2 tRNA genes and 3 rRNA genes are annotated in these 5,542 nt (G+C 48.7%); all 5 read left to right on the forward strand.

From position 1 onward, the window contains the following. Positions 1-174 precede the first annotated feature (174 nt). The 5 genes from ACTJJH_RS18310 to rrf all read left to right on the forward strand — a co-directional run bounded on the left by ACTJJH_RS18310 (position 175) and on the right by rrf (position 5,523). Positions 175-1,712, forward strand: a 16S ribosomal RNA gene (locus ACTJJH_RS18310). Between the two features lie 59 nt (positions 1,713-1,771). Next, a tRNA-Ile gene (locus tag ACTJJH_RS18315) sits at positions 1,772-1,848 on the forward strand. 55 nt (positions 1,849-1,903) lie between these two features. After that, positions 1,904-1,979, forward strand: a tRNA-Ala gene (locus ACTJJH_RS18320). A gap of 352 nt (positions 1,980-2,331) precedes the next feature. Then, positions 2,332-5,222: ribosomal RNA gene (locus tag ACTJJH_RS18325) — 23S ribosomal RNA — on the forward strand. Positions 5,223-5,408: 186 nt separating this feature from the next. Next, a 5S ribosomal RNA gene (rrf, locus tag ACTJJH_RS18330) occupies positions 5,409-5,523 on the forward strand. Together the 16S, 23S and 5S rRNA genes with 2 tRNA genes alongside form the textbook arrangement of a ribosomal RNA operon. The last annotated feature ends 19 nt before the right edge of the window (positions 5,524-5,542 follow it).

Below are 5,542 nucleotides of genomic sequence, written 5' to 3' on the forward strand. Positions count from 1 at the left end.
ATCATTAAGAGAATTGAAGAACAACTTGTGTGGATTTTTACTGATTGATTAATCGAAATAATTTTCATTGATTGATTGGTTTAAATTACTCGAAGTTTATTTGAGCGAAATTTAAGTCAGTAATTGATGAGCCAGAATTGGCACCTTGTCTTTAAATAAGGTGCAAAATGATTTTAACTGAAGAGTTTGATCATGGCTCAGATTGAACGCTGGCGGCAGGCTTAACACATGCAAGTCGAGCGGAGAGAGGTAGCTTGCTACTGATCTTAGCGGCGGACGGGTGAGTAATGCTTAGGAATCTGCCTATTAGTGGGGGACAACATTTCGAAAGGAATGCTAATACCGCATACGTCCTACGGGAGAAAGCAGGGGATCTTCGGACCTTGCGCTAATAGATGAGCCTAAGTCGGATTAGCTAGTTGGTGGGGTAAAGGCCTACCAAGGCGACGATCTGTAGCGGGTCTGAGAGGATGATCCGCCACACTGGGACTGAGACACGGCCCAGACTCCTACGGGAGGCAGCAGTGGGGAATATTGGACAATGGGCGCAAGCCTGATCCAGCCATGCCGCGTGTGTGAAGAAGGCCTTATGGTTGTAAAGCACTTTAAGCGAGGAGGAGGCTACTTTAGTTAATACCTAGAGATAGTGGACGTTACTCGCAGAATAAGCACCGGCTAACTCTGTGCCAGCAGCCGCGGTAATACAGAGGGTGCAAGCGTTAATCGGATTTACTGGGCGTAAAGCGCGCGTAGGCGGCTAATTAAGTCAAATGTGAAATCCCCGAGCTTAACTTGGGAATTGCATTCGATACTGGTTAGCTAGAGTGTGGGAGAGGATGGTAGAATTCCAGGTGTAGCGGTGAAATGCGTAGAGATCTGGAGGAATACCGATGGCGAAGGCAGCCATCTGGCCTAACACTGACGCTGAGGTGCGAAAGCATGGGGAGCAAACAGGATTAGATACCCTGGTAGTCCATGCCGTAAACGATGTCTACTAGCCGTTGGGGCCTTTGAGGCTTTAGTGGCGCAGCTAACGCGATAAGTAGACCGCCTGGGGAGTACGGTCGCAAGACTAAAACTCAAATGAATTGACGGGGGCCCGCACAAGCGGTGGAGCATGTGGTTTAATTCGATGCAACGCGAAGAACCTTACCTGGCCTTGACATAGTAAGAACTTTCCAGAGATGGATTGGTGCCTTCGGGAACTTACATACAGGTGCTGCATGGCTGTCGTCAGCTCGTGTCGTGAGATGTTGGGTTAAGTCCCGCAACGAGCGCAACCCTTTTCCTTATTTGCCAGCGAGTAATGTCGGGAACTTTAAGGATACTGCCAGTGACAAACTGGAGGAAGGCGGGGACGACGTCAAGTCATCATGGCCCTTACGGCCAGGGCTACACACGTGCTACAATGGTCGGTACAAAGGGTTGCTACCTAGCGATAGGATGCTAATCTCAAAAAGCCGATCGTAGTCCGGATTGGAGTCTGCAACTCGACTCCATGAAGTCGGAATCGCTAGTAATCGCGGATCAGAATGCCGCGGTGAATACGTTCCCGGGCCTTGTACACACCGCCCGTCACACCATGGGAGTTTGTTGCACCAGAAGTAGCTAGCCTAACTGCAAAGAGGGCGGTTACCACGGTGTGGCCGATGACTGGGGTGAAGTCGTAACAAGGTAGCCGTAGGGGAACCTGCGGCTGGATCACCTCCTTAACGAAAGATTGACGATTGGTAAGAATCCACAACAAGTTGTTCTTCATAGATGTATCTGAGGGTCTGTAGCTCAGTTGGTTAGAGCACACGCTTGATAAGCGTGGGGTCACAAGTTCAAGTCTTGTCAGACCCACCATGACTTTGACTGGTTGAAGTTATAGATAAAAGATACATGACTGATGATGTAAGCTGGGGACTTAGCTTAGTTGGTAGAGCGCCTGCTTTGCACGCAGGAGGTCAGGAGTTCGACTCTCCTAGTCTCCACCAGAACTTAAGAGAAGTTCGGATTACAGAAATTAGTAAATAGAGATTTCGGTCTTGGTTTATTAACTTCTGTGATTTAAGTATCACGGTATTAAGCATGACCTGACGAAGGCATGTTTATTCATTAACAGATTGGCAAAATTGAGTCTGAAATAAATTGTTCACTCAAGAGTTTAGATTAAGTAATTAATCTAGATGAATTGAGAACTAGCAAATTAACTGAATCAAGCGTTTTGGTATATGAATTTAGATTGAAGCTGTACAGTGTTTAAGTACACAGACAACAGATAGTAGCGATGAAGAATCGCACGGACAACACTCACTTGTAGGTGTTGACGACTGTTTGGGGTTGTATAGTCAAGTAATTAAGTGCATGTGGTGGATGCCTTGGCAGTCAGAGGCGATGAAAGACGTGATAGCCTGCGAAAAGCTCCGGGGAGGCGGCAAATATCCTTTGATCCGGAGATTTCTGAATGGGGGAACCCACCTACTTTAAGGTAGGTATTGCAACATGAATACATAGTGTTGCAAGGCGAACGAGGGGAAGTGAAACATCTCAGTACCCTTAGGAAAAGAAATCAATTGAGATTCCCTCAGTAGCGGCGAGCGAACGGGGATCAGCCCATTAAGTTATGTGTGTTTTAGTGGAACGCTCTGGGAAGTGCGAACGTAGAGGGTGATATTCCCGTACACGAAAGGGCACACATAATGATGACGAGTAGGGCGAGGCACGTGAAACCTTGTCTGAATATGGGGGGACCATCCTCCAAGGCTAAATACTCCTGACTGACCGATAGTGAACCAGTACCGTGAGGGAAAGGCGAAAAGAACCCCTGTGAGGGGAGTGAAATAGATCCTGAAACCGCATGCATACAAGCAGTGGGAGCACCTTCGTGGTGTGACTGCGTACCTTTTGTATAATGGGTCAGCGACTTATATTCAGTAGCAAGGTTAACCGTATAGGGGAGCCGTAGGGAAACCGAGTCTTAATAGGGCGTTTAGTTGCTGGGTATAGACCCGAAACCAGGCGATCTATCCATGAGCAGGTTGAAGGTTGGGTAACACTAACTGGAGGACCGAACCCACTGTCGTTGAAAAGCCAGGGGATGACTTGTGGATAGGGGTGAAAGGCTAATCAAGCCTGGTGATAGCTGGTTCTCCCCGAAAGCTATTTAGGTAGCGCCTCGGACGAATACCATAGGGGGTAGAGCACTGTTTCGGCTAGGGGGTCATCCCGACTTACCAAACCGATGCAAACTCCGAATACCTATGAGTACTATCCGGGAGACAGACTGCGGGTGCTAACGTCCGTAGTCAAGAGGAAAACAATCCAGACCGCCAGCTAAGGCCCCAAAATCATAGTTAAGTGGGAAACGATGTGGGAAGGCATAGACAGCTAGGAGGTTGGCTTAGAAGCAGCCACCCTTTAAAGAAAGCGTAATAGCTCACTAGTCGAGTCGGCCTGCGCGGAAGATGTAACGGGGCTAAAACTATGTGCCGAAGCTGCGGATTTGACATTAGTCAAGTGGTAGGGGAGCGTTCTGTAAGCCGATGAAGGTGTATTGAGAAGTATGCTGGAGGTATCAGAAGTGCGAATGCTGACGTGAGTAACGACAAAACGGGTGAAAAACCCGTTCGCCGAAAGACCAAGGGTTCCAGTCCAACGTTAATCGGGGCTGGGTGAGTCGACCCCTAAGGCGAGGCCGAAAGGCGTAGTCGATGGGAAATTGGTTAATATTCCAATACTTCTGTGTAATGCGATGAGAGGACGGAGAAGGTTAAGTCAGCCTGGCGTTGGTTGTCCAGGTGAAAGGATGTAGGTATGTATCTTAGGCAAATCCGGGGTACTCTATACTGAGATCCGATAGCAAGCTGTACTTGTACAGTGAAGTGGCTGATACCATGCTTCCAGGAAAAGTCTCTAAGCTTCAGTTACACAGGAATCGTACCCGAAACCGACACAGGTGGTCAGGTCGAGTAGACCAAGGCGCTTGAGAGAACTCTGCTGAAGGAACTAGGCAAAATGGTACCGTAACTTCGGGAGAAGGTACGCTGTTGTTGGTGATGGAACTTGCTTCCTGAGCTGACGACAGCCGCAGAAACCAGGCCGCTGCAACTGTTTATTAAAAACATAGCACTCTGCAAACACGAAAGTGGACGTATAGGGTGTGATGCCTGCCCGGTGCTGGAAGGTTAATTGATGGGGTTAGCGTAAGCGAAGCTCTTGATCGAAGCCCCAGTAAACGGCGGCCGTAACTATAACGGTCCTAAGGTAGCGAAATTCCTTGTCGGGTAAGTTCCGACCTGCACGAATGGCATAATGATGGCGGCGCTGTCTCCAGCAGAGGCTCAGTGAAATCGAAATCGCTGTGAAGATGCAGTGTACCCGCGGCTAGACGGAAAGACCCCGTGAACCTTTACTGCAGCTTGACACTGAACTTTGACCTTACTTGTGTAGGATAGGTGGGAGGCTTTGAAGTTGGAACGCTAGTTCCAATGGAGCCGTCCTTGAAATACCACCCTGGTAATGTTGAGGTTCTAACTCTGTCCCGTTATCCGGGACGAGGACCGTGTCTGGTGGGTAGTTTGACTGGGGCGGTCTCCTCCTAAAGAGTAACGGAGGAGTACGAAGGTGCGCTCAGCGTGGTCGGAAATCACGCGTAGAGTATAAAGGCAAAAGCGCGCTTAACTGCGAGACCCACAAGTCGAGCAGGTACGAAAGTAGGTCTTAGTGATCCGGTGGTTCTGTATGGAAGGGCCATCGCTCAACGGATAAAAGGTACTCTGGGGATAACAGGCTGATACCGCCCAAGAGTTCATATCGACGGCGGTGTTTGGCACCTCGATGTCGGCTCATCTCATCCTGGGGCTGAAGCAGGTCCCAAGGGTATGGCTGTTCGCCATTTAAAGAGGTACGCGAGCTGGGTTTAGAACGTCGTGAGACAGTTCGGTCCCTATCTACCGTGGGCGCTGGAAATTTGAGAGGATCTGCTCCTAGTACGAGAGGACCAGAGTGGACGAACCTCTGGTGTACCGGTTGTGACGCCAGTCGCATCGCCGGGTAGCTATGTTCGGAAGGGATAACCGCTGAAAGCATCTAAGCGGGAAGCCTACCTCAAGATAAGATTTCCCTAGGAATTTATTCCTCTAAAGAGCCGTTCGAGACTAGGACGTTGATAGGTTGGATGTGGAAGCATAGTGATATGTGAAGCTGACCAATACTAATTGCTCGTGAGGCTTGACTATACAACACCCAAGCAGTTGTATATGAAGCATCAATCGATTCATAAACATGCAAAGCAACTTGATTTAGTTATACTACTAGCTAAAATGAACAACGAAAAATCAGACCAATCAGCCCATCTGTAAAGATTTGGAAAACGCAACGTATCACACAGTGAATAAAACGAAGCAAGTATCCATACCAGTTGTGCTGGCGACCATAGCAAGAGTGAACCACCTGATCCCTTCCCGAACTCAGAAGTGAAACCTCTTAGCGCTGATGGTAGTGTGGGGTTACCCATGTGAGAGTAAGTCATCGCCAGCTCATTATTCTAAACACCCCC

The sequence above is a fragment of the Acinetobacter sp. 22301 genome (assembly GCF_052045285.1).
In the GTDB taxonomy this organism is placed as follows: Bacteria; Pseudomonadota; Gammaproteobacteria; order Pseudomonadales; family Moraxellaceae; genus Acinetobacter; species Acinetobacter pittii.